A 24,191-nucleotide genomic window follows, 5' to 3' on the forward strand; every position below is an offset into this window, starting at 1 on the left:
TTACCTGAGGTTAAGTGTGTTGAATTGATTATAGTCCCTTGTCTGCTGCCATGGCATCAGAGCAAGGCCTCGATTTCAGCGGGCAGTATCTTGGGCGCTTCAATACGCACCTGCTTGTGGCGGCCCAGTTCTCCCTTGACTATGGCTATCTGCCCCTTGGGCACCTTGAAGGCCTTGGACAGATACTTGGTCAGGTGGGCGTTGGCCTTGCCGTCCACAGGTGGCGCGGTAATGGCCACCTTGAACTCTTCACCATGCAGGCCAACCAGTTGATCCCGGCTGGCCTTGGGCTGGATATAGAGATTGAGCAGCAGATCCTGCTGCTCCCAGCTAACGGCTTTCATCAAGCGATGGCCCAGAAAGGAATCGTCTTGGCCAACAGTATGTTGACGAAATTCATCAATACCATCAGCACCAGCAGCGACAAGTCCAGCCCACCCATGGGCGGCAGGAAGCGGCGAATGGGCGCCAGCAGTGGCTCGGTCAACTGCATCATCACATATTCAATCGGGTTGCGCCCCTGGCTGACCCAACTGAGGATAGCGCGAATGATCAGGATCCAGAACAGCAATACCCCGGCCTTTTTGAACAAGGACACCAGGGCAAAAATCAAGGTTGCAACCAGGTTGAAGTCCTCGCCCGCCATCAGGGTCAGCAAGAGTATTTTGGCGACTACCACCAGCAGTGCCAGCACCACAGAGGCCGTATCCAGACTACCTATGGAGGGCAGTATCCGCCGCATGGGCGCCACAATAGGATGGGTGGCTTTGACGATAAACTGGCTGAAGGGGTTATAAAAATCTGCCCGCACCAATTGCAGCCAGATCCTCAGTATGACTACCATAAAATAGAGGTCGAATACGACTGTAATCAGGTAAATCAATGCTTCATTCATGAAAAGTTTCGCCCTTGGGTCGTTTAGAATTCTTTGGCCATGGCTTCAGCCCTGGCAATACAGTTATTCATTGCTTGCTTGATCAGTCCCTTGAGATCACTTCGCTGGAAGGTTTCCACCGCCTCATGGGTGGTACCGCCCTTGGAGGTGACATTCTGCCGCAGTTGGCCGGCGCTCAGCAGAGGATTTTGAATCACCATCTGTGAGGCCCCCAGAGCCGCCTGCTGCACCAGTAACCTGGCCTTGGATTCATCCAGCCCCAGCTCTTTGGCCGCATCCATCATGCCTTCCATAAACAGGAAAAAATAGGCCGGGGAGCTGCCCGCCAAGGCGATCACCAAATTGAGATCCGCTTCTTTGTCTACCCACAGGGTCTCGCCGCCACTGGCCATAATCTGCTGGCAAAGATCTTTATCCGCCTGCTCAACCCCACTTGCGGCATAAAGGCCTGTCATGCCATAGCCAAGTTGGGTTGGGGTGTTGGGCATGGTGCGGATAAGCTTAATCTGCTGGCCGAAGTAGTCATTGTATCTGGTGGCCGGGATCCCTGCCGCTATGGTAATAAACAGCTTGTCGGCCAGCGGCAGTGTTGCCAGTTGCTCACACACCTGCTGCATCAGTTGCGGTTTGACCGACAGCACTATGATATCGGCCCAGTCACAGGCTGCTTGGTTGTCTGTGGTGGTGAGGATGCCGAAATCGCGCTTGAGGGCATCGAGTTTACCTGTGCTTGGGTTGCTGGCCTGGATCAATTCAGCCGGATAACCGCTGCCCACCAGCCCACTGATGATACTGCGGCTCATATTGCCGGCGCCGATAAAACAGATTTTCTTTTGAGCCATGCTGTCCCCTGTCACTTGTGATTGGAGTGTATCCCGCATCGGGTTTGACCGTGCGGGAGATATTAGTATTTGGGCCAATACTATCAAAAACAAGGTCTCAGCGGCCAATCTCAGATCTTATTGACTGGTTTATCAGCCGTAGTTCCGCTCGCCGAAAATAGCGCTACCGACTCTGACCATGGTAGAGCCCTTGGCGATGGCGAGCTCAAGATCCTGACTCATACCCATGGACAGGGTATCCACCTGTGGAAACTTGAGCTTCAGTTCGGCAAACAGTTGCTGCATGTGCGACAGCTCCGCCTCAAGCCTTGGGCCTTCACCGGCACTGGGAATTGTCATCAGTCCCCTGAGTCTGAGGTTGGGCAATGAGTCCACCAGGCTTGCCAGCTCAAACATTTCGCTCTGTGTTGCTATTCCTGCTTTGGAATCTTCACCCGAAACATTGATTTGGATGCAGATTTCCAGTGGTGGCATGCCTTCTGGGCGCTGCTCCGACAGGCGGCGGGCGATCTTTTCCCGCTCCAGGGTGTGCATCCAATGGAAGTGCTCGGCGACAATTCTTGATTTATTGGATTGCAGCGGGCCGATAAAGTGCCATTCTATATCGGGACAGCGCTGCGTCAATTCCATGGCTTTCTGTTGCCCCTCTTGGACATAGTTTTCGCCAAAGCAACGTTGCCCGGCGGCATAAGCTTGTTCAATGTCGGCGATCGGCTTGGTCTTGCTGACAGCCAGCAGCTTGATCTCGCTTGCATTTCGGGACGAAATTTGCGCCGCTTGAGCTATCCTGCGCTGGGCTAGCGCCAGTCTGTCTGCTATTGTTGTCATGATGTAAACTTTTTGGTTGAACGGATATCCCAAACTATGGAAATCACTGAATTATTGGCCTTTAGTGTAAAGCATAACGCTTCGGATCTGCACCTGTCGGCCGGTGTGCCTCCCATGATACGCGTCGACGGCGAGGTCAGAAAGATTAATGTCCCTGCGCTTGATCACCAAGGGGTTCACAGACTTGTCTACGACATAATGAATGACAAGCAGCGTAAGGATTATGAAGAGTTTCTGGAAATCGACTTTTCCTTTGAAGTTCCCAATCTGGCGCGTTTTCGTGTCAATGCCTTCAATCAGTCCCGCGGCGCCGCCGCGGTTTTTCGTACTATTCCCAGCGACATTTTGACTTTGGAACAACTGGGCGCGCCGGAAATCTTCAAGAAAATCGCTTCATATCCTCGCGGCCTGGTGCTGGTAACCGGCCCCACAGGTTCGGGTAAGAGTACCACCCTGGCGGCGATGATAGATTACGTCAATGAGAACCGTCACGATCATATTCTCACCATTGAAGACCCTATCGAATTCGTGCACCAAAACAAGCAATGCCTTATCAACCAGCGGGAAGTGCATCGCCATACCCACAGCTTTAACGCCGCCCTCAGAAGCGCCCTGCGTGAAGACCCGGATGTCATCCTGGTCGGTGAGATGCGGGATTTGGAAACCATACGCCTGGCGATGACCGCGGCAGAAACCGGCCACTTGGTGTTCGGTACCTTGCACACCACCTCGGCGGCCAAGACCATTGACCGTGTGGTTGACGTATTCCCCGCAGGCGAGAAAGACATGGTGCGTACCATGTTGTCAGAGTCGTTGCAGGCGGTTATCTCCCAGACCCTGATCAAGAAAGTTGGCGGCGGCCGGGTGGCGGCCCATGAGATCATGATGGGAACCCCGGCTATCCGAAACCTTATCCGTGAGGACAAGGTGGCACAGATGTATTCTGCTATCCAAACCGGTATGGCCCACGGCATGCAAACCTTGGAGCAGAGCCTGCAGAACCTGGTGAATCGCGGCTTGATCAGTCGGGAAGATGCCATGGCCAAGAGCTCCAACAAACAAGCGAATTTCTAAGGAGTTCCCATGGAAGTCAGACCTTTTCTCAAAGCCATGGTGGATCGCAAGGCCTCGGATCTCTTTATTACCGCCGCCTTTCCTCCCAGTGCCAAGGTGGACGGTGAACTCAGGCCGCTGGCGGAAAACGCCTTTACCCCGGCGCAGTCGCTGGAGTTTGTTGAGTCTTTGATGACGCCGGAGCAGAAAAAGGAGTTTCACGAGACCCGCGAATGTAACTTTGCCGTGGGCGCCAAAGAGCTGGGGCGTTTCCGGGTCAGTGCCTTCTGGCAACGGGAGTCGGCGGGCTGCGTGATGCGGCGTATCGAAACCAAGATCCCTACTGTGGAGCAGCTGTACCTGCCGCCCATTCTCAAAGACTTGGTAATGAGCAAGCGCGGATTGGTGATCATGGTAGGGGGAACCGGTACGGGTAAGTCCACCTCGCTGGCGGCACTTATCGGTTACCGTAATGCCAATGCCAGGGGACACATACTCACCATCGAAGATCCGGTGGAATTTGTTCACCAACACGGCAAGAGCATTATCACCCAGCGGGAAGTGGGTATAGATACCGAGTCGTTTGATGCGGCGCTCAAGAGCTCATTGCGCCAGGCGCCGGACGTTATCCTTATCGGTGAGATCCGTACCCAGGAAACCATGGAGTTTGCCCTGTCGTTCGCCGAAACCGGCCACTTGTGTATGGCAACCCTGCACGCCAACAACGCCAACCAGGCGCTGGATCGCATCATGCACCTGGTGCCAGAGAGTAAGCACCAACAACTGCTATTTGACCTGTCGCTTAACTTGCGCGGTATTGTGGCCCAGCAGTTGGTGCCCAAGGTGGACGGCAGCGGCCGGCGCGCCGCCATCGAAGTGCTGATCAACACCCCCAGGGTGGCCAGTCTTATTCAAAAGAACGAGCTGCACGTGCTCAAGGACACCATGGCCAAGTCCAACGAGCAGGGGATGCAAACCTTCGACCAGGCGTTGTTCAAGCTCTACTGTGAAGGGGAGATCAGCTACGCCGATGCACTGCATCATGCCGACTCGCCAAACGACCTGCGACTCATGATTAAACTCCACAGCAATGACACCGGTAACTCAGGTTTCATGGAGGGAGTCACCCTGGATATGGATTAGTGGGAAAGCACTGCAAAAGGCGTCGGAATGACGCCTTTTTTGTTTGTATTGAGTGGATTGTTCGAAAAAGAGCTATCTTTTTGTTATTGTGTTGCGCCTGTTTTGTGAAAAGGATGGAAGGGGAATGCAATTGCAGCAAACCACTTTATTTTCAGCTTTGGGTCTGGCTCTGGCCGGTTGTTTCACTCTGCCGGCCGCGGCCGTGCCGGTTTCCGACGAGCTGGATATCGGCGGGGCGGTACGAGTCAACTATGGCTGGAAAGACTATGATGACGATGCCAAGTTGGAGTTCGAGCTGTTTCGCGCCGATGTCAAATACGATAACGGAGAACTGTTCGCGTCGGCTCAGTACCGCTGGTATCAGGATCAGGATGTGATCCAGCATGCCTTCTTTGGCTATCGCTTTTCAGAAAACTCGGACATTCGCCTCGGGGTCACCCAGGTGCCTTTCGGTTTGCTGCCCTATGCGGCTCATTCCTTCTGGTTCGGCGCGACTTATTATCTCGGCTTTGAAGACGACTATGATGCGGGTATTCACTGGCAGTACAACAAGGACGGCTGGCGCTACGATCTCGCCTGGTTTGCCAATGATGAATATGGCGACGGTAGCCGCTTCAAGCGCTATTCCTTCGATGTCGCCACCACAGAAAACGCCCCCTATGAAGAGGCAGGGCAGTTCAATGCCAGAGTCGAGCGCAGCCTGAAGTCCGGTGAGTTTGCCCATAAACTGGGCGCTTCTGTGCAATACAGCCGTTTGGACTACAAGCCAATGGCCGGCGCCGTTGCCGGTGAAGACACAGATGGCTTGGCGGTAGCAGCCCATTGGCAAATGGATTGGCACGCCTGGCAGACTCAGGTGCAGTATCTGCATTATGACTATGACATGCCCGGCGAGCGTTTGGCACTGTCGGCCTTTGCCTACCCGTTTGAGATAGCGGCCGAGGCCGATGTGCTCACATTTAACCTGTCGCGCACCATAGATGTTGATTGGGGCCCTATCACTCAGCTCAACTGTTATAACGACTACAGCCAGGTATTTGCCTCGGGTACCGGGTTGGATGATTCGGTGCAGAATGTCACAGGTTGCGCCATCAGCGCCGGTAAGTTCTACTCCTACGTGGACTGGATCGCCGGTAAAAACATGTGGTTTGTCAACGGCCCCGGCATAGGTATTGCCGAAGGCGACAGCAGTTGGCATTCAAGGCTGAATATCAATGTTGGCTTCTACTTTTAACGGCTGAGGCTGGTAAGAATAAAAACAAATGGAGGTGTTATGGTGAAGGTGTTCAAGCCCCTGGCAAGATTGAATTTAACCGGGCCTGCATTGAAGAGGCTGGCTTTTACAGCATTGGCTTTAGCGCCCACGGCGGCTGTTGCCGGTCAGTGCCCCGATTACCTCAATATCAAGTTGAGAAAGCTCCATTCCCAGGAGTCTGTCGACCTATGTGAACTCACCCAAGGTAAACCTGTGCTTCTGGTCAATACCGCCAGCAATTGTGGTTTTACGCCTCAATTCAAGGCGCTTGAAGCCCTGCATAAGGACTACCGCGAGCGCGGGCTGGTGGTGATAGGTTTCCCATCCGATGACTTTTTCCAGGAAGAAAACGAAGAGAAGGATACCGCCAAGGTGTGCTACATCAACTATGGAGTGACCTTTACCATGGTGGCTACCTCTGCGGTTCGTGGCAGTGATGTGAACCCGGTATTTGCCTATCTGGGGCAGCAGGCCGGCGCGCCCAAGTGGAACTTCTATAAGTACCTGGTCAGTGGCGACGGTAAACAGGTGCAGAGCTTTAACTCCAGAGTCAAACCCGATAGTGATGAATTGATCAAAGCGATTGAATCTGTGCTTTAATATCTGACTTATTCGTTTTCTATCTGAGGTGATTTTGGCTAAGTTTATCGGTCTTGATAAAGACAAGGGCCACGCCGGGCGTGGTAAAACCGGGATATTGCTGTTGAATCTGGGGACGCCGGACGCACCGACACCCGCGGCGGTGCGGCGTTATCTGGCCGAATTTCTCTCCGATCCCAGGGTGGTGGAGATCCCCAAGGCGCTGTGGAAGCTTATTCTCCATGGCATTATTCTCAGGGTCAGGCCGGCCAAATCGGCGGCCCTTTACCGTGAGGTGTGGACTGATAAGGGCTCGCCACTGATGGATATCAGTGAGCGCCAGACCCAGGCCTTGGCAGAAAAACTCAAGGCCGAAGGCGTTGAAGCCGAAGTTGCCTTGGCGATGCGTTACGGCAACCCGGCGGTGGGCGATGTGCTCAAACGCCTGCACAATCAAGGGGTCGATAAACTGGTTGTGCTGCCGCTCTATCCTCAATATGCCGGCCCTACCACGGGCTCTGCATTTGATGCCATAGCCAAAGAGTTGACTCAATGGCGTTACCTGCCGTCGCTGCACTTTATCCATACCTACCACGATAATCCGCTGTTTATCGAGGCGCTGGCCGAGTCCATCGAAGTAGACTTTGCCCAACACGGCAAACCGCAGAAATTGGTGCTGTCGTACCATGGTATGCCGGAGCGGAATCTCAAGCTGGGCGACCCTTACTACTGCTTCTGTATCAAGACCTCAAGATTGTTGGTCGAGCGTCTTGGGCTGGCAGAGGATGATGTGATCAGTAGCTTCCAGTCCCGTTTCGGCAAGGCCAAATGGCTGGGCCCTTACACGGATGAAACCATGATGGCTCTGCCAAAGCAGGGGATCACAGATGTAGCCGTTGCCTGTCCTGCATTCAGCGCCGACTGCCTGGAAACTCTGGAGGAGATTGCCGGGCAGAACCGTGAGTTTTTCGAACAGGCCGGTGGTAAGTCATTCCGCTATATAGCGGCGCTCAACGACAGACCGCGCCATATAGAGATGATGGCGGAGTTGGTTCGTCCCTATCTGTAAGCATTCTTCCTCCCCCTAATCAGGGCTGCAGTCCGGCAGCCCTGCCAACAATATTTGACACTGCTGTTCTTTGCGGATCGCTTCGCTGCCCTTGTTGCCTGCCACGCTATGCCTTAGCTTGGCAAGTTGAATGTTAATTTATGGTTAACAACACAAGAATAAGGATAAGGCATCATGGATCGCGAGCAGATATATGCCAGCATGGCCGGAGAGGGTCGACTGGATTATGAAAAGTACCTCAATACTCCCAAATTGCTCAGCTGTCAGAAGCCCTATGAGCAGCTGTGTAACGCCGATGAGCTGCAGTTTCAAATAGTGCATCAGTCGGAGGAGTTGTGGATGAAGCTCATCTGCTACACCCTGCTGGAGATTGATGAGCGTATGGCCGCAGGGGAGACCTTCAAGGTGTTGACCCTGTTTGCCAGGGTACATAAGGCGATGGGGTTTCTTATCGAGCAACTGAGTATTCTCGACACTATGTCTATCAAGGATTATCAGGCCATTCGACTGCAACTGGGCAACGGCAGCGGTCAGGAATCACCGGGATTCAGAACCCTGTTGCAGCTTTATAAGCCGCTGTGGCTCACCTTTGAGCGAGTCTACCTTGAGCAAAAGGGGCTGACGGTCGAGCAGATATACAACAGTGAATACCGTCATGATGAAAGCTATATGGTGGCCGAGGCCATGATAGAGTACGACCAGCTGTTTCAGCACTTCCGTTACCATCACATCAAACTCATCCACAGAAGCATAGGCATAGACAGCATGTCGCTGAAGGGGCGCAGCACTGAAATCCTTAACTCAGGTATGAAGATGCAGTTTTTCCCTAAACTGTGGCAAATTCGCGGTCAGATGACAGATATCTGGGGCGGTGTTTACGGTGTCAAACGCGACTCGATTGCCGACTGAGGAGCCTGGAATGTCGTTGAAATCGCGTTTTCATCTGCCCGAAGGGCACTATTTTTTGTCCCACTCTGTGGGCGCTATGCCAAAGGGCTGCGAAGCTGCGGCCAGCGAGTTTCTCGGCGCCTGGAAGCATCAAGGCGGTGACGCCTGGCCTGTGTGGCTCGAGGGGGTTGAGCAGTTTTTGCAGCAACTTGCGGCTTTGACCCGAGTTCCCGCCAGTGGCTTTTGCCCGCAGCTGAATCTCTCTTCGGCTTTATCCAAGCTGGTCGGCGCCCTGCCGAATGCCAAGCCCGGTCAGCGGATCTTGGCCACTGAACTGGATTTCCCCTCCATGGGGTTTGTACTGCAACAGGCCGAGAAGAAGGGCTACCGCCTGCAGTTGCTTGAGCCGCAAGCCGGGCTGGTGTCTTTGAGTCAGTGGCAACAGGCTTTGGGAGAGGATGTGGCGCTGGCCTTTATCACCCATGCCATTTCTGAAACCGGTCAGTTACAGTCAGTGAGTGAAATTTGCGCTTTGGCCCGAAGCTTAGGAGTAATGACTGTGGTGGATATTGCCCAGTCTCTCGGAGTCATACCGATAGATTTGGGGCAGTGGCAGGCTGATGCTGTCTTGGGGTCCTGCGTTAAATGGTGTTGCGCTGGCCCGGGGGCGGCCTTTTTATGGCTCAGCGATAGGTTGGCCCAGACGCTGGAGCCTGTGGATCTGGGATGGTTCTCCCATGAGGCGCCGTTTGAGTTCGATATCCATGACTTCCGCTATGCCAAGGGAGCAAAAAGGTTTTGGGGGGGCACGCCTTCCGTATTGCCTTACATGCTGGCAGCGGCGTCACTGCAGCAGCTGCGCGCTTTCGGCGATAGTCAAATTTATCAACACAATCAGCGCCTGGGGCAGGGGCTCCTGGATTGTGCCCTGAGTCATGAACTCAAGGTGGTGACGCCCAATATCAGCGGCGAGCGCAGTGGCACTGTGGTAGTCGATTTCGCCGATAGGCAGGCGGCGCAGCAAGTGTTCAACAGATTGGGGATCAAGACAGACTTGCGCCCAAGATTTGGCTTCCGCTTTTCGCCGCATATCTATACCGATGGTGAGGATATGGAGGTTTTGCTGCAGGGGCTCAGACAGTTGGCCGGCAAAAGGCCCTGATAGCTTGGGGGCAGGATCTGGGGCCGTTCCAGATGAGACTCATTCCTGAGGAAGCCGAAATAAGATTGGACCAGCTGCGGCTTGAACTCCCCGGGGGTCTTTAAGCCGCAGAGGTTTCAGTACTGGTTCTCGAAATAGCTTTCGATGATCAGCACAGCAGAGACGGCATCGATCTGGCCCTTGGTCAGCGCCTTGAAGCCACCGAGTTCAAATAATCTGGCCTTGGCATCGGCCGTGGTCAGGCGTTCATCCTGGGTGGCCACCTTGACACCGAAACGCCCGGCAATACGGTTGGCAAACTTACGGGCTCTTTGGGTCATCTCCTGCTCTGTGCCATCCATATTGAGTGGCAGTCCCACCACCACGAGATCCGGTTGCCATTCTTCGATTAAAGCCGCTATCTGCTGCCAATCGGGAATACCATCCACTGCCTTGATGGATGTCAGTGGGCTGGCACTGCCGGTCAACTGCTGACCTATGGCTATGCCTATGCTCTTGGTGCCGAAATCGAAGCCCAGTACGGTTTTTGCAGTCATTTTGCCTCTGTAATCAAGCGTGTCCCATCTGGCTGGACATTTGCCAGATATCGAATCCCAGTGATTGGGTGGCCTTGAGCCAACGATGCTCATGGGGAGTATTGAACAGTATCTCGGGTGTGGCGGGAATGGTCAGCCAGCTGTTTTCCGCCAGTTCCTGCTCCAGCTGGTGGCGGCTCCAACCAGCGTATCCCAGCGCCACCAGAAAATGCTCCGGCGCCTTTGAGGTGCCAAGAGAGGTCAGAATATCCCGTGAGCTGGTCAACATTATCTCGTCATTGATGGCAGTGCTGTTGGCCCAATAGGGTTGACTGCTGTGCAGCACAAAGCCCCGCTCCGGGTTGACCGGGCCGCCTACCAGTACGCTGTTGTCTATTGAAGGCTTGAGAGATACCTCTTCTGCCAGCTCCATCTGCAGCAGTAACTCATCAACCTCAATGCCTATGGGACGATTGACCATGAGTCCCATGGCGCCCTTGCTGTCGTGCTCGCACACATAGATGAGCGAACGCTCGAAGAAAGTATCATCGAGCGAAGGCATGGCGATAAGAAAATGATTTTGCAAACTGTCCATCATACTGCTCCTGGTACTTGTTGCCTGTCAGCCGCCGGCCAGCTTCACCTTGTAGCCCAGCTTCTCCAGCAGGCCCTGGAGTTGCTCACGATTGTCGGTCTGAATCTCTATGTCGAACGCTTTTACCGTGCCGCCGCAACCGCACTGCTTCTTGAGTTTTTGCGCCAGATCTTTCAGCGCCTTGGCATCCAGTCCCAGCCCCTTGATTACTGAAACTCCTTTGCCTTTGCGGCCCTTGCTGTCCTTGTGGATCCGGACGATACCATCGGATGTCGGGACTGTGGCTTGTTCCTTGGGCTGGCTAATACGGCCTTTGTCGGTACTGTATACCAAACTGACATTGGGATCTGTTTTCATTGTTGATGCTGATCTATGGCTTATGGGCGCAGTCTAGCAGATTTAGCCTAAGCGCCCAATGGCTTGCTCCAAGCCGCTGAAATCAAAAAAAAGCCACCATTAAGGTGGCTGGTAAAAAACTGAAATTGTGCAGGGAACAATATCAGCCACCGGCTTGGACGCCGGCAATCACAAGAAGATGTCAGGAAAGCAGTATTCCGCCAAGCACTGCCACCAGAGATAAAAAGGCGCAGGGCAGCATCAGTATTCTGAGCTTGGGCACCAGTAGTGTCAGTGTCGTCAGGACGAAGCCGAAAGCGGCCAGATCAAAAGGTGAAATCTGTTGCTCGACCAATCTGGCACCGAGCCAACCGAGAATGAGCAGCGGCAGGATAAGCAAACGCCTGGCTTGATTGATGCTGCCTATTCCGGCCAGTTCCTGCGCCTGTTGCAGCAGAGAATTTCGAGTCAGCAAAACGCCACTGGCTATAATAAAGAATGCGAGATACCAAAGCATGAGTCATTCACCATTTAATCTACATGATAATCATTATCATTTGGTGCTATGCTGAAGTCAAGCTGAATCGGTAAACTAAATTTTGTTAAATTCGGTTGTAGAGCAGAAGATTGAAATGTAAGCTGATTTCATGGGTTTTTATGGCCGTTTCCTGGCCTGGGTAAACGAGGAAATTTCGATGAAGTATCTGATAACAGCCGCAATGGCACTGATGCTAAGTGCTTGTAGTACACTGAATACTGGCTGGGATTATGACCCGGGTGTGAACTTCAGCCAGTACAAGAGTTATGCCTGGGTGGAAAAGCAATCCGAAGACACCAGCTATCATCTGGATGGTTTGATGGATCAGCGAGTACGTGATGCCTTGGATCGGCAGTTGGCACAAAAGGGCCTGCAGATTGCTACCAAGGAAAACGCCGATATCCTGGTTAACTATCTGACCAAGGTAGACAAGAAAATCAATGTCGACACTTTCAACACCAACTATGGTTACAACCCATATTGGGGGCCGGGTTGGGGCTGGGGCGGCAATATGCAGACCCAAACCACAGTACGCGAATATGAAGTCGGTACCTTGATTGTGGATCTGGTCGACGCCAAGTCCGGCAAGCTCATCTGGCGTGGCTCAGTGGCTGACACTATTCGCGATAGCGATACTCCGCAAAAGCGAATTGCCAAGGTTAACGAGGCGGTAGCCAGTGTAATGAGCAACTTCCCGCCCAAGGTGGAAAAATAACCTCTGATCCACACGGGCACAATGTGGGAATTCAATATTGGAATAAAGCGGCATAAAGCCGCTTTATTGTTTTTTAAGCAGTTCACGCAGTAGTTGCCGCATTCTGACATTGACTCTGGAGACCTGACTGGCCGATGACTGGAGTACATCCACATTGGCCTGCCAGCCACCTACTTCAAAATCCAGCTTTACGGCCTGTAATTCCCCCTTACTCATTGCTTCCTGAGCCAAAGGCCTTGGCAGCAGTGCCCAACCAAACCCTTGTTTGGCCAGCTCCAACAGGACGTAATAGTTGTCGGCAAACCAAACATCCGGCGAGTGCACCTGATCGAACCAGAAATTACTCGAGTATTTGCTGCCTATGACCAGTTGTCTGTGCAGTTTGAGAATATCCGTATGCATGGCACGTTTCTCGGCCAAGGGGTGTTTGGGGCTGACCAGTAACTCAAAAGTCACAGTGCCTATGGTTTCAAAGTCCAGGGTTTCGGGGTAAACCGGTTCACTGAACAGCAGGCCCACAGTGGCTTTGCCTTCCTTGACCAGAGCAATCACATCTTTGCTAGAGGCGCACAGCAAACTCAGGCAAATTTGCGGAAACTCCTGTTCCAGTTGCCTGAGCAGATCGCCGAGGCGGTTGTAGGGGATCCCTTCATCAACCGCCAGAATCACTTCCATTGATGTGTCACTGCCCAAACCGGATACCTGTTGAGCCAATCTGCGGTGCTGAGCCAACACGGCTTTGGCGTAGGGCAACAGGTGATGCCCAGCCGCGGTCAGTTGGGGATAACGACCGCTGCGGTCAAAGAGTTGCAGCCCGGTATCCAGCTCCAGATTCATTATCTGCTGGCTAATACCGGATTGCACTTTACCCAGTTGTCTGGCGGCGGCTGAAAAGGAGCCCGTCTCGACACTGGCGACAAAAGCTTCCAATTGTTCTGTGGTTAACATATCACTATTGGTGATGGTATCTAACTTTTAGGTATCTTGATGATAGATGATAATCCGCGGCCTGTTAATCAGAATGGAAATAAGCATGACTACTCAAGAACGTATTTTTCAGGCACTGCTATTCGAAGCCATAGCCCTTATTCTATTAATCCCGGTTGCCTCCTGGGCCACAGGCAGCGCAGTGGGCACCATGGCAGGCGTGAGTGTTTTCTTAAGTTTGTGTGCCATTGTGTGGAACTACTTGTACAACCTGGGGTTTGACCGGCTTTATGGCAATAACCGTGATGCCCGTGGTATTGGGCTCAGGTTATTGCATACCCTGGGGTTTGAAGGCGGACTCATTCTGGTGACGGTTCCCGCTATTGCTTGGGCGCTGGAAACCAGCTTGCTCAACGCTTTCTTTATCGAGGCCGGTATTCTGGTGTTCTTCTTTTGCTACAACCCCTTGTTTAACTGGTTCTATGACAGTTTGCGGCTCAAGTATGTCGGCCCATATCAGCAAGGTGTTTAATAAAAAGGCAACTATATGTAGGAGATTTCTGCTGTAGTAGCGACTCTTTGCCGCAGATACTGGTTTATCTTGGCTAAAATTACAGACGATTATACAATGCGTTAGCAAGTGACCTGTGACTTGGCGCACTAAAGCCAAGTGAACCGGCGGCGGATTGTGTTCTGCCTGGAACTCATCTATACAGATGAAGGATTGATAGTTAGGGAGGCCTGAGTGAACCGTTATTTGGGCTTGGCGGGGTTTATTCCTCTGCTGTTGCTGAGCAGCGCTGTACTTGCCTGGGAAGATTCTGACAGTGATGGTGTCCCTGACGCTAAAGATGCCTGTCCCGATACCCCGGCACAGGTAGCTGTGAGCGCCAATGGTTGTGTCTTGGACAAGGCCGTCTCCCTGACGGATATCTGTTTACCGACAACGTCAGGTGGTGTCTATCCCCCCAAATGCGGTACAGCCAATCCAGTAAGGCTGTATTTTGACTTGGGTTCGGCGCAGATCCCCTTGGCTCAGTGGCCGCAACTTGCCAGAATGAAAGCTTTTCTTCATCAATATAAGGTAAACTTGTGCATTGAAGGACATGCCGACATCAGCGGTTCAGATGCCATAAATCAACCTTTGTCTGAAGCCAGGGCCGAAAGTGCCAAAATGGTACTGATTGAAGATTATGGTTTTCCGGGGGCGCAATTCAGAACCCGCGGATATGGCAGTAAGCAGCCTGCCGCCGATAATACCAGTGTCTCGGGTCGCAGCCTTAACCGTAGGGTTGAGTTTGTGGTCGATTTAAAAAAGTAAGTTAAATAAGGTTTTTAAGGGAGTATTTCAATGGAAAATCTCGAAGGGCTGTTCAAACAAGCGCCCGAGTTAATCGCGGCCTATGGCATCAAGATACTGCTTGCCATTGTCATTTTCTTTGTCGGTAAGTATCTGTCCAATGTGGCCAAGAAAGTCACGGCTAAAATGTTGGGCAAGCGCAAGATAGATCAGACAGTGGTTTCCTTCGTCGCCAACATGGCTTGGGCCGTGGTGTTTGTATTTACCGTTATCGCTACCTTGGGGCAGCTAGGCATTCAGACTGCTTCTCTGGTTGCAGTTCTCGGTGCCGCCGGTTTGGCCGTGGGCTTGGCGCTGCAGGGCTCACTGTCCAACTTTGCCGCCGGTGTCTTGATGGTACTGTTCCGCCCTTGTCGTGTGGGTGACTATGTTGAAGCCGCAGGTGTTGCCGGTACTGTAGATGAAATCACCATCTTCTCTACCCGCCTGAAAACGCCGGACAACAAGGTCATCATAGTGCCCAACTCCACTATCATGAATGGTAGCATCACCAACTACTCTGCTATGGACAAGCGCCGTATCGATCTGGTGATTGGGGTTTCTTACGATGCCGATATCCGTCATACCAAGCAAATACTGACAAGCATTCTCGATAACCACGAGAAAGTACTGAAAGAGCCTGGCTATACTGTGGGTCTGCACACACTGGCTGACTCTTCGGTTAACTATGTGGTTCGCCCTTGGGTGAAGTCCGCTGATTACTGGGGGGTCTACTTCGAACTGATGGAGCAGATTAAACAGTCTCTGGACGAAAACGGCATTGGCATTCCATATCCTCAGATGGATCTGCATGTCAAAGAGCTGCCTTCCAAGTAAGTTCAGCTTTGGACAAAGACCGGCAGATGCCGGTCTTTTTTTACCTGTATTCTGACAATGCGTTATATTAGCCAGGATGAATTTGAACCGGGATTGAGGGAGAAAACTATGTTGAAACTGACAAAGTGGAGCGCCGTGTGTGTATTGGCCTTGGCGAGCGCCTCGGCTATGGCGGCAGAAGGGAAAGTGGCAGCCGAAGTCAAAATGGGCGGCCAGAGTGTCACCTTGATGGGTAAGTTGCCCGAGCTTAACCAGCTTGCACCAGGGTTTAAGGTGGTGGATGACAAGTTTGCCCCAGTGACTTTAAGTGACTTCAAGGGTAAGACAGTACTTATCAGTGCGGTTCCCAGTCTGGATACCGGCGTCTGTGCCCTGCAGACCAAGAGATTCAATAAGGAGTTCAGCAAGTTTGATGATTCTGTGGTCATGTTGACTGTCAGTGAGGACTTACCCTTTGCCCAGAAACGTTTCTGCAAGGTGGAGAATGTCGATAAAATCAAGGTATTATCAGACTCAGTCTGGCGTGATTTTGGTAATAAATATGGTCTATTGATCCCTAACCGAGGCTTGCTGGCCAGAGCGATATTTATTATAGATGCCAATGGCCAGCTCAAGTACCGTGAGCTGGTGGCAGATGTGTCTCACCATCCTGATTATGACGCGGCGCTCAAGGCCTTGAGCGAAATCAGCAAGGGCTGAATGTAAAAACGCCGGCTTGTGTGCAGGCGTTTTCAGTTTTAGAGGGCTACCTGCTCACTTAGTCCAGATGTGGATCTGAGCCGGTTTGGTAGTCGAAGGTTGGCATGGCCCAGTGATACTTGATGGCCAGCATCCGCAAACTGAAACCCAGAGTGAGACACAGGCTGAGATTGATCCATTCGGCCAGTTGCCACTGCGACAAAAATACATAGAGCCCGGCAGTGATGATGGAGATCACTGCGTACAGCTCCTTGCGAAAGATCAGCGGCATCTGATTACAGAGAATGTCGCGAATAATACCGCCGAAAACCCCGGTAACCACCCCCATTACCACAGCCACTACGGGACTGAAACCCAGCAGCAGGGTCTTTTGGGCTCCGACAATGGAAAACACAGCCAGGCCAAGGGCATCGATTGCCAGAAACAGCTTTGACAGGTAACGCATTACAGGGGCAATTATCACAGTCAACAGTGAAGCAAAGCCGATAGCCACCAGATAATGCCAGTTTTCTACCCAGATCAGCGGGTAGTTACCCAATAGCATGTCTCTGAGCGTGCCGCCGCCTATGGCGGTAGCGCACCCCACAATTACCACGCCAAAGAGATCCATCTGTTTTTTACCCGCCGCCAATGCGCCGGTCATTGCTTCGGCCAGTACACCAATCAGCCAAAGTATGGCGATAAACTGAGCTTCTTGCATAATATTCGCATCAAAATAACAAAGGATCAGAATTCTGCCGGAAAATACCGCAGTTTAACAGTGATTTTATTTAAATTTTTGGATTAGTTTTATTTATGGTTGATTATTGTTTGTTGTTTATTGTTTGTGTATTTTTATGATTTTAAATGGTTTTATTTTTTATCTGGTATGAGGATTACTGATTAATGTGTACACTTGTCTTTCTCTCGTTTTGTTTGGGCTGTTTGGGGGTGTCAATTTGGTAAAAAGTCCAGTTATTTAGCTTTGCTCTCCTGGTGCTGTACAGTCAAGCCGAGCGGCGCTAGAGTGTTTTGGCCCCATGTATCTTAATGCGGGGCAACTGGATGTGATATGGGGGAGAGATGATAGATTTCAGAAGCGATACCGTGACCCAACCTACTGCCGCAATGCGCCAGGCCATGGCGGCCGCGCAGGTAGGCGATGACGTCTACGGAGATGACCCGACGGTTAACCGCCTGGAAGCCATGGCCGCCGAGATGTTCGGCTTTGACAGTGCCTTGTTTACCAGCTCGGGCACTCAGGCCAACCTGTTGGCACTCATGTCCCACTGCGAGCGGGGCGATGAATACCTGTGTGGCCAACAAGCCCACAATTACAAGTTTGAAGGCGGTGGCGCGGCCGTGTTAGGCAGTATTCAGCCTCAACCACTGAATAATCAGGCCGACGGTAGCATAGCGCTCGAAGATATTCGTGCTGCCATCAAACCCGATGATTTTCACTTTGCCCGCACTCGTCTATTAAGCCTGGAAAACACCATAGGTGGAAAGATATTGCCGCAGGAATATCTGGCCAGGGCGCAGCAGCTGGCCTTCAATCACGGTTTGAAAATCCATCTCGATGGTGCCCGGGTGGCCAATGCCGCCGTGGCGCAAGGACTGGAGATAGCCGATATAACCCAATATTTCGACTCGGTATCCATCTGTCTCTCCAAGGGGTTGGTGGCGCCGGTTGGCTCTTTATTACTCGGGGATGAGCGGCTTATTCATAAGGCGCGTCGCTGGCGGAAGATGCTGGGTGGCGGGATGCGCCAGGCCGGGATCCTGGCTGCTGCAGCTGAGTTGGCCTTGACTGAGCAGGTGGCGCGTTTGGCGGAAGATCACGCCAATGCCAAGGTTTTGGCCGAAGGTTTGAGTCAGTTGGATGAGCTGGCACTGGATATGAGCCAGGTACAAACCAATATGGTGTTTGCCACTTTGGCCGATGCAGTGGATATTGAAGCTCTGGTCAAAGGCTTGTTGCAGGAAGGAGTACGTATCAGCGGCGCTCGGCAACTACGCCTGGTGACTCACAAAGATATCAGCGCTGCCGATATCGATAAGACTCTACAGGCCTTCAAGCGGGTGCTCAGCCAGGTTTGAGCACGGTCCATTACGGTGCAGCAGGAGTGATCCTGGTGCATCGCAATGGCATTTATGAACACAAGTGTGGTGTAACTTATTGAATTATATTGATTGAATGTTTGGCGTCCAATTTGCTTTAGTTCAAGTGAGAATTCCAATCACAGGCGAATGCGAGGACGCAAACATGAAATACTACAGTCGGCGTTTGGTTAAACACGAACATCTCAACCCGGCGGGAGCCTTGTTCGGTGGACAGTTGATGAGCTGGATCGATGAGGAAGCGGCCATCTTCGCCGCATGCCAGATGAAGAGTGTCAGCCATGTGACCAAGCTTATCTCGGAAATCAACTTTATGACCCCGGCCAAGCTTGGGGATGTGATTGAATTTGGCCTTGAGCTTATCAGCCTGGGGCATACTTCCATCACCATTCGCTGCGAAGTGCGCAATAAACTGAATTTGGCGCCTATTGTCAGCATTGACAAGATGGTCTTCGTCAATGTGAATGAAGCCGGCTTGCCCGTGCCTCACGGTATGCGGGCCAATGCCGCCTGATAACTCTGATGTTTGAATGCGCTTGCCAACCAGGCTGAGCTTTGCCCGGTTGGCTGGCGTGCTCAGTCTTTCAATTCTTCCTTGACCGATTTGGCGGCATCACGGGAGGCGTGGCCGATTTCACGGGTCACATCCCGGGTGGTGTGGCCTATCTCCTTGGTCACGTCTCTGGTGGTATGGCCTATGGTACGGCCGGTTTCCTTGAGCTCGGCACAGGCGCCAAGACTGAGTAATGCAGCAAGAAGCAGTAATGTTTTCATCATTTTATCCTTATAGCTTGCCGGTCAGTTGAGCGTATTTTACCAGCAATTCGTCTTGGGTTTCCTGATGTTCGGGATCCTTGTCGATACAGTCTATAGGGCAGACAGAAACACAGGTTGGATTGTCATAGTGGCCAACACATTCGGTGCAGCGCGTCGGATCTATTTCATAGATCTCTTCACCCATAGTGATGGCTTGGTTGGGACACTCGGGCTCACACATGTCACAGTTAATGCAGCTGTCATCAATGATTAAGGCCATTGCCTTGTATTACCTCGGAATTACTTATCCTGTCTTGCAGGTTTTCGGTCAACGCTTGGCGCACAAAACAGTAGCAAGTGCAGCCCAAACTAAGTCATAGCACAGATTTTATCACAGGGCCTGTGCCTGTGAGCAACACTATTAGTGTGAGCCGGGCGGCACCGCAAAGATAGGTTTGAGGCTTTGCCTGCCTGAAGTCTCAATTCGACAGCGAACTTTCTTGGGTTTGGGTGCGAAATCTTTCAATCAAAAAATCCACAAACAGGCGAATGCGCTTGGGTTGGTATTGTCGACTCAAGTAAATAACATTCAAATCAGCCCCAGTTGCCGAGGAGGAAGCGCTGAAGTTTTTCATATAGCCATTCAGCACAGTAACCAGACGTTGCTGCTTGATGTCTTTCTGTACATCGAGAATTGATTTCAGGGCAATGCCGGCACCTTGCAGCGCCCACTGGCGGATCACTTCACCATCGTCCGAGAAGCGTTTGGGCACAACTGTGATGGCCTTGTAGCCTTCATCATCCTGAAAATGCCAGGTTTTCAGCTCTTCATTACTGCGGATCATGGCCAGGCAATCATGGCCGACCAAATCCTGCGGCGTAATGGGTGTGCCTTTTTTGGCCAGATAGTCGGGCGAGGCGCACAAAACCCTTCTGCTGGAAGCCAGCTTGCGGGAAATCAGATTGCTGTCGGCCAGTTCACCATAACGTATCACTATATCCAATCCGGATTCGGCCAGGTTGGTGAGATTGTCGTTCAGATAGAGGTAGGGGATGACATCCGGGTAAAGCTCAGTAAAGGCCGTCAGTATCGGCGACACATATTGTTTGCCTATGTCCCGCGGCGCCGAGATTTTCAATGGCCCCCGTACTTCTTTGGTACCGGTTTGCAACAGGTTTTCCGTCTCTTTGACACTGTTGATTATTTCAAGGCTGGCCTGGTGATAGAGGGCGCCGGCATCTGTGAGGGAGATATGACGAGTGCTGCGATTCAGCAGCTTGACACCATAGCGCTCCTCAAGGGATTGCAATCTGGCGGTGACTGTCGCCGGCGACAAGCCCAATTCCCGACCGGCGGCGGCCAGGCCCTGATTCTTGACGATACTGACAAACAAGGTCATGTCTGCAAATTTGTCCACTTGTCCCGCTTATTATTTGGTTGAGCTGAATAATTAATTCAAATGCTAACCAATTATCAAAATTTATCCAACAAATATACTGGCTCCATCTTAGTAATTGGAGACAGACACAATGCAAACAGACAACCAAATTTATGTGGTTATAGGCGGAACATCCGGCATAGGCGCAGAACTCGCAGGGCAATTGAGGGCCGAAGGGGCACAGGTTCATGTTGCGAGTCGTAGAACCGGGCTGGATATCAGCGATGAGCAATCTGTTTATCACTTCTTTGAATCAGTAGGTGCCTTCGATCACCTGATCATTACCGCAGGTTCCTTCGCTCCGGCAGGCAGGGTGGTTGATGTTGAGCTGGCTCAGGCCAAAGCCGCCTTCGATACCAAGTTTTGGGGCGCAATAAATGCTGCCAAACAGGCTGCACGATACATCAAACACGGTGGTTCCATCACTCTGACTTCCGGAATGTTGGCGCGCAAAGTGGTTGCCGCGACTTATGTGAAAACGGCAATCAATGCCGCTTTAGAAGCCGTAACCCGAGTGCTTGCCAAGGAGTTGGCTCCGATTCGTGTCAATGCCGTCAGTCCCGGGTTGACTGACACACAAGCGCACCATGGCATGTCAGACGAAGCCAGAAACACCATGTATCAGCGCGCCGAAGCGGCCTTGCCGGTAAGTAGGATTGGCCAGACTGCTGATATCGCCATGGCCTACCTGTTATTGCTGCAAAACCCCTATATGACGGGCGTGGTTATCGATGTCGACGGCGGGGCGCTGCTCAACTGAGCGTCTTTTACCAAAGCGATTCCCAACAACAATAGTGCGGTGTCTGCGCCAAGCCGACATCGTTCAAAGCTCAGGAAATTTCATTATGAACAAGCAAAAAATGCCGCTGCAGGTCTGGATCTTGACACTTGCAGCATTTGCCATAGGCACAGCCGAGTTTGTTATCGCCGGTATACTTCCCCAGGTGGCCGCTTCATTGTCAATTACCGAAGGGCAGGCAGGCTATCTCATCAGTGCTTATGCCCTGGCCATAGTATTTGGTGGGCCGATACTCACCATCTACCTGGCACGTTTCAACAAAAAGAAAGTTCTGGCCGGTTTGATGGTGTTGTTCATTGCCGGCAACCTGTTGTCGGCATTTGCCCCTGACTATCAAGTCTTGATGATAAGCCGCATTGTCAGCGGCCTGGTGCAAGGTCCTTTTTACGGCATAGGGGCCGTGGTGGCCACCAATCTGGTATCCGAAAAAATGACCGGCCGAGCCGTGGGGCAGATGTTCGCCGGCCTGACTCTGGCCAATGTGCTTGGCGTCCCAGGAGGAACCTGGATTGGTTTGCAATTTGGTTGGCATACCACTTTCCTGACCGTTGCCGCATTGGGTCTGGTTGCCTTGTTTTTCATCCTGACAGTGATCCAGTCCACAGGCAGCAGTCAGGCCAAAGATGTCAGGGCGCAACTGGCGGCTTTTAAAAATCCCATGTTGCTGCTCAGTCTGGCGATAACCGTCTTTGCCTGGTCCGGATTCATGACCCTCTACGGCTATCTGGCTCCCATTGCCATGCATGTTACCGGTTTTGGTGAAAGCGCGGTGACCTGGATCCTGGTTGTGGTGGGTGTCGGCTTGATTGTGGGCAATACCTTGGGTGGGCGCTCCTCTGACAAGGATCTGCAGAAGGCATCTGTGTTCTGGACCTTGGCGATGATAGTTTCTCTGCTGCTGGTTGGCCTGACGGTTGAGAGCAAACTGATGTTTATCGTGACGGCTTTCATCTTCGGTATCGCCTCTTTTGCCAACGTGCCCGCCATGCAGCTAAGGGTCATGAATCACGGTGGCGATGGTCAAGAGCTTGCAGCGACCGCCAATATCTCGGCATTTAATTTGGCCAATGCCTTCGGCGGATTTCTCGGCGGCATGGTGCTCGATAGCCAAGTGGGTGCCGATATGATCCCATTCGCTGCCATTCTGGTTCCCGTGATTGGCCTGCTGTTTATCACAGCGACCAATCGCCGTGAAAATGCCCGTATACCGGCTGCCGAGATCTCCTGATAAGCCTCGCCCTGTAGCAGGAGACTATTCGATATAGAACACAGTGGTATTCGGTAATGTGAATGTGTGCAAAAAGCATACAAAAAAGGCTGCCAAGGCAGCCTTTCTCTGTTTTCAATCAAGCCTGGTTTATTTTGTTGCGGCTTTGGTTTCGGCTTTTGTTTCGACATGGGGATTGCGGGTGTCCGTCCCCTCCGGCAAGTTACGCAGCAAGATGGCTGAGTCCAGTTCCAAATCGGCCGGTACCGGCATATAGACGGTATGGCCCGAACCTAAACCGGCCTCAATGGCTTCACCCTTACGGTTTTGCAGGCTTTCCAATGTCAGGTTGATGTTGCCTTGTGGCGTCATCATCTCCAGGCTGTCGCCCAGCAAAAACTTGTTCTTCACTTCGATTTCGGCCAGGCCTTCGGCGTTACGCTGACCGGTAAACTCACCGACAAACTGCTGGTTGTCACTGATAGAGTGGCCGTATTCATAGTTCTGGTACTCATCGTGAACATGACGGCGCAGGAAGCCTTCGGTGTAGCCTCTGTGGGCCAAGCCTTCCAGGCGGTTCATCAGGCTACGGTCGAAGTCCTTTCCGGCTGCGGCATCATCTATGGCCTGACGGTAAAGCTGCGCCGTACGGGCCACGTAGTAGAATGACTTGGTGCGGCCTTCAATCTTCAATGAATCCACGCCGATACGGCTCAGGCGCTCTACGTGCTGAATGGCGCGCAGATCTTTGGAGTTCATTATGTAGGTGCCGTGCTCGTCTTCGAAGGCCGGCATATATTCGCCGGGACGGTTGGCTTCCTGCAGCAGGAAAATCTGATCGCTGCTTGGACCCTGGCCCAGAGTCGGCTGCTCTATCTGCACCGGATTGACTGCGACTATGTCGCCGGTTTCATTTTCCTTGGCCTCGTGAGCATCATATTTCCAGCGGCAGGCGTTGGTGCAGGTGCCTTGGTTGGGATCGCGTTTATTGATATAGCCGGACAACAGGCAACGGCCGGAATAGGCCATGCACAGTGCGCCGTGAACAAACACCTCCAGCTCTATGTCCGGACAACGCTGGCGGATCTCTTCGATTTCATCCAGCGATAGCTCGCGGGAGAGGATCACGCGCTTGATCCCCTGGGACTGCCAGAATTTAACCGAGGCCCAGTTGATGGCGTTGGCCTGTACCGACAGGTGCACTACCTGCTCGGGAAAGGCTTCACGAACCATCATGATGAGACCGGGATCTGACATGATAAGGGCATCCGGCTGCATGGCGACCACAGGCTCCATGTCCTTGATATAGGTCTTGAGCTTGGCATTATGGGGAGCGATATTGCTGACCACATAGAGTTTCTTGCCCAGAGCATGGGCTTCCTGAATCCCCGTAGCCAGGTTTTCCATCTTAAAGTCGTTGTTACGTACCCTTAAGCTGTATCTGGGTTGGCCCGCATATACGGCATCTGCACCATAGGCAAAGGCATAACGCATATTTTTCAGGGTCCCGGCGGGAGACAGAAGCTCTGGTTTAAACATAATTTACTCTCAATTAACGGCAGTCCGGCGGTTGCACGACTTGGCAGCAGGGGCGGCATTTTACTTAATTAAAGTAGGGGTATGCAAATATCCCAAACATTGGCTGTCAATCACAACGGGCATAACAACAAGAAAC

General features: G+C 52.3%; 30 protein-coding genes. 16 read left to right on the forward strand and 14 right to left on the reverse strand.

Translation table 11 applies throughout. The features are described from left to right. Positions 1-56 precede the first annotated feature (56 nt). The 4 genes from yggU to ACWAU4_RS06875 form a co-directional block, all read right to left on the reverse strand. A complete protein-coding gene (gene yggU, locus ACWAU4_RS06860) occupies positions 57-344 on the reverse strand; it encodes a DUF167 family protein YggU (RefSeq protein ID WP_037467122.1) in 288 nt (95 codons plus the stop codon). Beyond that, entirely contained in the window at positions 344-895 is a 552-nt protein-coding gene (locus tag ACWAU4_RS06865) for a YggT family protein (protein WP_044733985.1), read from the reverse strand. Before ACWAU4_RS06865 ends, yggU begins: the two co-directional genes overlap by 1 nt. Positions 896-918: 23 nt before the next feature. Beyond that, positions 919-1,737: a pyrroline-5-carboxylate reductase gene (proC, locus tag ACWAU4_RS06870; RefSeq protein ID WP_144191065.1), complete on the reverse strand. Its 819-nt coding sequence runs from the start codon at positions 1,735-1,737 to the stop codon at positions 919-921. A 132-nt stretch (positions 1,738-1,869) separates the two neighbouring features. Next, the gene (locus ACWAU4_RS06875) at positions 1,870-2,565 is read right to left on the reverse strand and encodes a YggS family pyridoxal phosphate-dependent enzyme (RefSeq protein WP_208125653.1); all 696 of its coding nucleotides are present in this window, start codon (positions 2,563-2,565) and stop codon (positions 1,870-1,872) included. A gap of 36 nt (positions 2,566-2,601) precedes the next feature. On the opposite strand from ACWAU4_RS06875, the gene ACWAU4_RS06880 reads away from it, so the two are divergent. From ACWAU4_RS06880 to ACWAU4_RS06910, 7 genes are all read left to right on the forward strand, one after another. Then, positions 2,602-3,639, forward strand: coding sequence for a type IV pilus twitching motility protein PilT (locus tag ACWAU4_RS06880; protein WP_025009461.1), 1,038 nt, complete (start codon positions 2,602-2,604; stop codon positions 3,637-3,639). A 9-nt stretch (positions 3,640-3,648) separates the two neighbouring features. Then, the gene (locus ACWAU4_RS06885; protein ID WP_025887558.1) at positions 3,649-4,761 is read left to right on the forward strand and encodes a PilT/PilU family type 4a pilus ATPase; all 1,113 of its coding nucleotides are present in this window, start codon (positions 3,649-3,651) and stop codon (positions 4,759-4,761) included. A gap of 124 nt (positions 4,762-4,885) precedes the next feature. After that, a complete protein-coding gene (locus tag ACWAU4_RS06890) occupies positions 4,886-5,995 on the forward strand; it encodes a hypothetical protein (RefSeq protein ID WP_052678495.1) in 1,110 nt (369 codons plus the stop codon). A gap of 39 nt (positions 5,996-6,034) precedes the next feature. Beyond that, on the forward strand, positions 6,035-6,616 hold the full coding sequence (locus ACWAU4_RS06895; protein ID WP_081737044.1) for a glutathione peroxidase: 582 nt from the start codon (positions 6,035-6,037) through the stop codon (positions 6,614-6,616). A 34-nt stretch (positions 6,617-6,650) separates the two neighbouring features. Further along, on the forward strand, positions 6,651-7,664 hold the full coding sequence (hemH, locus tag ACWAU4_RS06900; RefSeq protein WP_025009459.1) for a ferrochelatase: 1,014 nt from the start codon (positions 6,651-6,653) through the stop codon (positions 7,662-7,664). A 174-nt stretch (positions 7,665-7,838) separates the two neighbouring features. Continuing rightward, positions 7,839-8,573 carry a tryptophan 2,3-dioxygenase family protein gene (locus ACWAU4_RS06905; protein WP_071237900.1) on the forward strand — a complete coding sequence of 245 codons (735 nt, stop codon included), beginning with the start codon at positions 7,839-7,841 and terminating at the stop codon, positions 8,571-8,573. A gap of 10 nt (positions 8,574-8,583) precedes the next feature. After that, positions 8,584-9,714 (forward strand): aminotransferase class V-fold PLP-dependent enzyme, encoded by a 1,131-nt coding sequence (locus ACWAU4_RS06910; RefSeq protein WP_208192953.1) that lies wholly within the window; start codon positions 8,584-8,586, stop codon positions 9,712-9,714. Positions 9,715-9,830: 116 nt separating this feature from the next. On the opposite strand, the gene ruvX is transcribed toward ACWAU4_RS06910, so the two are convergent. The 4 genes from ruvX to ACWAU4_RS06930 all read right to left on the reverse strand — a co-directional run bounded on the left by ruvX (position 9,831) and on the right by ACWAU4_RS06930 (position 11,677). Next, positions 9,831-10,250 (reverse strand): Holliday junction resolvase RuvX, encoded by a 420-nt coding sequence (ruvX, locus tag ACWAU4_RS06915; RefSeq protein WP_025009458.1) that lies wholly within the window; start codon positions 10,248-10,250, stop codon positions 9,831-9,833. Between the two features lie 13 nt (positions 10,251-10,263). Next, entirely contained in the window at positions 10,264-10,824 is a 561-nt protein-coding gene (locus ACWAU4_RS06920) for a YqgE/AlgH family protein (RefSeq protein ID WP_062793315.1), read from the reverse strand. A 27-nt stretch (positions 10,825-10,851) separates the two neighbouring features. Continuing rightward, positions 10,852-11,181, reverse strand: a complete 330-nt coding sequence (gene yciH, locus ACWAU4_RS06925; RefSeq protein WP_025887568.1) for a stress response translation initiation inhibitor YciH — start codon at positions 11,179-11,181, stop codon at positions 10,852-10,854. 181 nt (positions 11,182-11,362) lie between these two features. Continuing rightward, positions 11,363-11,677 (reverse strand): hypothetical protein, encoded by a 315-nt coding sequence (locus tag ACWAU4_RS06930; protein WP_093983567.1) that lies wholly within the window; start codon positions 11,675-11,677, stop codon positions 11,363-11,365. 178 nt (positions 11,678-11,855) lie between these two features. On the opposite strand from ACWAU4_RS06930, the gene ACWAU4_RS06935 reads away from it, so the two are divergent. Then, entirely contained in the window at positions 11,856-12,413 is a 558-nt protein-coding gene (locus ACWAU4_RS06935; protein WP_025009455.1) for a DUF4136 domain-containing protein, read from the forward strand. 63 nt (positions 12,414-12,476) lie between these two features. On the opposite strand, the gene ACWAU4_RS06940 is transcribed toward ACWAU4_RS06935, so the two are convergent. Next, positions 12,477-13,361, reverse strand: a complete 885-nt coding sequence (locus ACWAU4_RS06940; RefSeq protein WP_208125655.1) for a LysR family transcriptional regulator — start codon at positions 13,359-13,361, stop codon at positions 12,477-12,479. An 85-nt stretch (positions 13,362-13,446) separates the two neighbouring features. Here ACWAU4_RS06940 and ACWAU4_RS06945 point away from each other — a divergent pair, with 85 nt between their 5' ends. The 4 genes from ACWAU4_RS06945 to tpx all read left to right on the forward strand — a co-directional run bounded on the left by ACWAU4_RS06945 (position 13,447) and on the right by tpx (position 16,215). Continuing rightward, entirely contained in the window at positions 13,447-13,872 is a 426-nt protein-coding gene (locus tag ACWAU4_RS06945; RefSeq protein ID WP_025009453.1) for a PACE efflux transporter, read from the forward strand. A gap of 213 nt (positions 13,873-14,085) precedes the next feature. Further along, positions 14,086-14,661: an OmpA family protein gene (locus ACWAU4_RS06950; protein WP_083390265.1), complete on the forward strand. Its 576-nt coding sequence runs from the start codon at positions 14,086-14,088 to the stop codon at positions 14,659-14,661. 30 nt (positions 14,662-14,691) lie between these two features. Further along, positions 14,692-15,516, forward strand: a complete 825-nt coding sequence (locus tag ACWAU4_RS06955) for a mechanosensitive ion channel family protein (protein ID WP_025009451.1) — start codon at positions 14,692-14,694, stop codon at positions 15,514-15,516. A gap of 108 nt (positions 15,517-15,624) precedes the next feature. After that, positions 15,625-16,215, forward strand: a complete 591-nt coding sequence (gene tpx, locus ACWAU4_RS06960) for a thiol peroxidase (RefSeq protein WP_096141497.1) — start codon at positions 15,625-15,627, stop codon at positions 16,213-16,215. 58 nt (positions 16,216-16,273) lie between these two features. On the opposite strand, the gene ACWAU4_RS06965 is transcribed toward tpx, so the two are convergent. After that, on the reverse strand, positions 16,274-16,915 hold the full coding sequence (locus ACWAU4_RS06965; protein WP_025887582.1) for a trimeric intracellular cation channel family protein: 642 nt from the start codon (positions 16,913-16,915) through the stop codon (positions 16,274-16,276). 362 nt (positions 16,916-17,277) lie between these two features. On the opposite strand from ACWAU4_RS06965, the gene ltaE reads away from it, so the two are divergent. Beyond that, complete coding sequence (ltaE, locus tag ACWAU4_RS06970; RefSeq protein ID WP_167715041.1) at positions 17,278-18,294, forward strand: low-specificity L-threonine aldolase; 1,017 nt, start codon at positions 17,278-17,280, stop codon at positions 18,292-18,294. 166 nt (positions 18,295-18,460) lie between these two features. After that, positions 18,461-18,829 carry an acyl-CoA thioesterase gene (locus ACWAU4_RS06975; protein ID WP_025009448.1) on the forward strand — a complete coding sequence of 123 codons (369 nt, stop codon included), beginning with the start codon at positions 18,461-18,463 and terminating at the stop codon, positions 18,827-18,829. Positions 18,830-18,891: 62 nt separating this feature from the next. Here the strand turns inward: ACWAU4_RS06975 and ACWAU4_RS06980 are convergent, their stop codons facing one another. The 3 genes from ACWAU4_RS06980 to ACWAU4_RS06990 form a co-directional block, all read right to left on the reverse strand. Beyond that, on the reverse strand, positions 18,892-19,092 hold the full coding sequence (locus tag ACWAU4_RS06980; protein ID WP_025009447.1) for a hypothetical protein: 201 nt from the start codon (positions 19,090-19,092) through the stop codon (positions 18,892-18,894). Between the two features lie 7 nt (positions 19,093-19,099). Beyond that, on the reverse strand, positions 19,100-19,351 hold the full coding sequence (locus tag ACWAU4_RS06985) for a YfhL family 4Fe-4S dicluster ferredoxin (protein ID WP_025009446.1): 252 nt from the start codon (positions 19,349-19,351) through the stop codon (positions 19,100-19,102). 199 nt (positions 19,352-19,550) lie between these two features. Further along, positions 19,551-20,489 (reverse strand): LysR family transcriptional regulator, encoded by a 939-nt coding sequence (locus ACWAU4_RS06990; protein WP_167715039.1) that lies wholly within the window; start codon positions 20,487-20,489, stop codon positions 19,551-19,553. A 112-nt stretch (positions 20,490-20,601) separates the two neighbouring features. On the opposite strand from ACWAU4_RS06990, the gene ACWAU4_RS06995 reads away from it, so the two are divergent. Both ACWAU4_RS06995 and ACWAU4_RS07000 read left to right on the forward strand, forming a co-directional pair. Beyond that, positions 20,602-21,270, forward strand: coding sequence for an SDR family oxidoreductase (locus ACWAU4_RS06995; protein WP_107005685.1), 669 nt, complete (start codon positions 20,602-20,604; stop codon positions 21,268-21,270). An 85-nt stretch (positions 21,271-21,355) separates the two neighbouring features. Continuing rightward, complete coding sequence (locus tag ACWAU4_RS07000) at positions 21,356-22,537, forward strand: MFS transporter (protein WP_208125658.1); 1,182 nt, start codon at positions 21,356-21,358, stop codon at positions 22,535-22,537. Between the two features lie 129 nt (positions 22,538-22,666). On the opposite strand, the gene trhP is transcribed toward ACWAU4_RS07000, so the two are convergent. Then, complete coding sequence (gene trhP, locus ACWAU4_RS07005) at positions 22,667-24,055, reverse strand: prephenate-dependent tRNA uridine(34) hydroxylase TrhP (protein WP_144159095.1); 1,389 nt, start codon at positions 24,053-24,055, stop codon at positions 22,667-22,669. Between the last annotated feature and the right edge of the window lie 136 nt (positions 24,056-24,191).

It is taken from the genome of Shewanella sp. FeAMO (assembly GCF_053653955.1).

What these genes read in the sequence shown, in the direction of transcription:
- ACWAU4_RS06965 (WP_025887582.1), bottom strand. Translation starts at nt 16,915, where the DNA reads ATGCAAGAAGCTCAGTTTATCGCCATACTTTGGCTGATTGGTGTACTG.
- ACWAU4_RS06885 (WP_025887558.1), top strand. Translation starts at nt 3,649, where the DNA reads ATGGAAGTCAGACCTTTTCTCAAAGCCATGGTGGATCGCAAGGCCTCG.
- yciH (WP_025887568.1), bottom strand. Translation starts at nt 11,181, where the DNA reads ATGAAAACAGATCCCAATGTCAGTTTGGTATACAGTACCGACAAAGGC.
- ACWAU4_RS06905 (WP_071237900.1), top strand. Translation starts at nt 7,839, where the DNA reads ATGGATCGCGAGCAGATATATGCCAGCATGGCCGGAGAGGGTCGACTG.
- ACWAU4_RS06980 (WP_025009447.1), bottom strand. Translation starts at nt 19,092, where the DNA reads ATGATGAAAACATTACTGCTTCTTGCTGCATTACTCAGTCTTGGCGCC.
- ACWAU4_RS06920 (WP_062793315.1), bottom strand. Translation starts at nt 10,824, where the DNA reads ATGGACAGTTTGCAAAATCATTTTCTTATCGCCATGCCTTCGCTCGAT.
- ACWAU4_RS06940 (WP_208125655.1), bottom strand. Translation starts at nt 13,361, where the DNA reads ATGTTAACCACAGAACAATTGGAAGCTTTTGTCGCCAGTGTCGAGACG.
- proC (WP_144191065.1), bottom strand. Translation starts at nt 1,737, where the DNA reads ATGGCTCAAAAGAAAATCTGTTTTATCGGCGCCGGCAATATGAGCCGC.
- ltaE (WP_167715041.1), top strand. Translation starts at nt 17,278, where the DNA reads ATGATAGATTTCAGAAGCGATACCGTGACCCAACCTACTGCCGCAATG.
- ACWAU4_RS06995 (WP_107005685.1), top strand. Translation starts at nt 20,602, where the DNA reads ATGCAAACAGACAACCAAATTTATGTGGTTATAGGCGGAACATCCGGC.
- ruvX (WP_025009458.1), bottom strand. Translation starts at nt 10,250, where the DNA reads ATGACTGCAAAAACCGTACTGGGCTTCGATTTCGGCACCAAGAGCATA.
- trhP (WP_144159095.1), bottom strand. Translation starts at nt 24,055, where the DNA reads ATGTTTAAACCAGAGCTTCTGTCTCCCGCCGGGACCCTGAAAAATATG.
- ACWAU4_RS06935 (WP_025009455.1), top strand. Translation starts at nt 11,856, where the DNA reads ATGAAGTATCTGATAACAGCCGCAATGGCACTGATGCTAAGTGCTTGT.
- ACWAU4_RS06890 (WP_052678495.1), top strand. Translation starts at nt 4,886, where the DNA reads ATGCAATTGCAGCAAACCACTTTATTTTCAGCTTTGGGTCTGGCTCTG.
- ACWAU4_RS06865 (WP_044733985.1), bottom strand. Translation starts at nt 895, where the DNA reads ATGAATGAAGCATTGATTTACCTGATTACAGTCGTATTCGACCTCTAT.
- ACWAU4_RS06985 (WP_025009446.1), bottom strand. Translation starts at nt 19,351, where the DNA reads ATGGCCTTAATCATTGATGACAGCTGCATTAACTGTGACATGTGTGAG.
- ACWAU4_RS06955 (WP_025009451.1), top strand. Translation starts at nt 14,692, where the DNA reads ATGGAAAATCTCGAAGGGCTGTTCAAACAAGCGCCCGAGTTAATCGCG.
- ACWAU4_RS06880 (WP_025009461.1), top strand. Translation starts at nt 2,602, where the DNA reads ATGGAAATCACTGAATTATTGGCCTTTAGTGTAAAGCATAACGCTTCG.
- ACWAU4_RS06875 (WP_208125653.1), bottom strand. Translation starts at nt 2,565, where the DNA reads ATGACAACAATAGCAGACAGACTGGCGCTAGCCCAGCGCAGGATAGCT.
- ACWAU4_RS06910 (WP_208192953.1), top strand. Translation starts at nt 8,584, where the DNA reads ATGTCGTTGAAATCGCGTTTTCATCTGCCCGAAGGGCACTATTTTTTG.
- ACWAU4_RS06895 (WP_081737044.1), top strand. Translation starts at nt 6,035, where the DNA reads ATGGTGAAGGTGTTCAAGCCCCTGGCAAGATTGAATTTAACCGGGCCT.
- tpx (WP_096141497.1), top strand. Translation starts at nt 15,625, where the DNA reads ATGTTGAAACTGACAAAGTGGAGCGCCGTGTGTGTATTGGCCTTGGCG.
- ACWAU4_RS06930 (WP_093983567.1), bottom strand. Translation starts at nt 11,677, where the DNA reads ATGCTTTGGTATCTCGCATTCTTTATTATAGCCAGTGGCGTTTTGCTG.
- yggU (WP_037467122.1), bottom strand. Translation starts at nt 344, where the DNA reads ATGAAAGCCGTTAGCTGGGAGCAGCAGGATCTGCTGCTCAATCTCTAT.
- ACWAU4_RS07000 (WP_208125658.1), top strand. Translation starts at nt 21,356, where the DNA reads ATGAACAAGCAAAAAATGCCGCTGCAGGTCTGGATCTTGACACTTGCA.
- ACWAU4_RS06945 (WP_025009453.1), top strand. Translation starts at nt 13,447, where the DNA reads ATGACTACTCAAGAACGTATTTTTCAGGCACTGCTATTCGAAGCCATA.
- ACWAU4_RS06975 (WP_025009448.1), top strand. Translation starts at nt 18,461, where the DNA reads ATGAAATACTACAGTCGGCGTTTGGTTAAACACGAACATCTCAACCCG.